Raw genomic sequence first — 987 nt, 5'->3', positions numbered from 1 at the left:
AAGTGCCTGACGATGACCTACTCTCGCATGGGGAGGCCCCACACTACCATCGGCGCTGAGCGGTTTCACTGCTGAGTTCGGCATGGGATCAGGTGGTTCCCACTCGCTATGGTCGTCAGGCGAAAACGGTTGGAATCATGCTGACGCGATCGTCTCGTCCGTGCCTGTCGGTCACGGGGCGTATCCGTCAATTGTGTGCGCAATGCGCAGACCCCTTGGGGTTATATGGTCAAGCCTCACGGGCCATTAGTACCGGTTAGCTCAACGCCTTGCAGCGCTTCCACACCCGGCCTATCAACCAGCTGGTCTCGCTGGGCCCTTCAGGAGGCTCGAGGCCTCGGGGATGTCTCATCTTGAAGGGGGCTTCCCGCTTAGATGCTTTCAGCGGTTATCCCGTCCGCACGTAGCTACCCGGCAATGCCACTGGCGTGACAACCGGAACACCAGAGGTGCGTCCACTCCGGTCCTCTCGTACTAGGAGCAGCTCTTCTCAAACATCCAACGCCCACGGCAGATAGGGACCGAACTGTCTCACGACGTTCTAAACCCAGCTCGCGTACCACTTTAAATGGCGAACAGCCATACCCTTGGGACCGACTTCAGCCCCAGGATGTGATGAGCCGACATCGAGGTGCCAAACACCGCCGTCGATGTGAACTCTTGGGCGGTATCAGCCTGTTATCCCCGGAGTACCTTTTATCCGTTGAGCGATGGCCCTTCCATACAGAACCACCGGATCACTAGAACCTACTTTCGTACCTGCTCGACGTGTCTGTCTCGCAGTTAAGCACCCTTATGCTCTTGCACTCAATGCACGATTTCCGACCGTGCTGAGGGTACCTTCGTGCTCCTCCGTTACTCTTTGGGAGGAGACCGCCCCAGTCAAACTACCCACCACACACTGTCCTCGATCCGGATCACGGACCTGAGTTAGAACGCCAATGATGCCAGGCTGGTATTTCAAGGTTGGCTCCGCCCGAACTGGCG

At 57.6% G+C, this 987-nt stretch carries 2 rRNA genes; both read right to left on the bottom strand.

From position 1 onward, the window contains the following. Positions 1 to 4: 4 nt before the first annotated feature. Positions 5 to 120: ribosomal RNA gene (gene rrf / locus HOP58_RS22760) — 5S ribosomal RNA — on the bottom strand. A gap of 105 nt (positions 121 to 225) precedes the next feature. Continuing rightward, positions 226 to 987: ribosomal RNA gene (locus HOP58_RS22755) — 23S ribosomal RNA — on the bottom strand; the annotation flags it as partial.

The sequence above is a fragment of the Halomonas sp. MCCC 1A11062 genome (genome assembly GCF_021404355.1).
Taxonomy (GTDB): Bacteria; Pseudomonadota; Gammaproteobacteria; order Pseudomonadales; family Halomonadaceae; genus Halomonas; species Halomonas aerodenitrificans.
The sequence above is the reverse complement of the archived record's forward strand: the minus strand, read 5'-3'. Positions and strand labels throughout refer to the sequence as shown.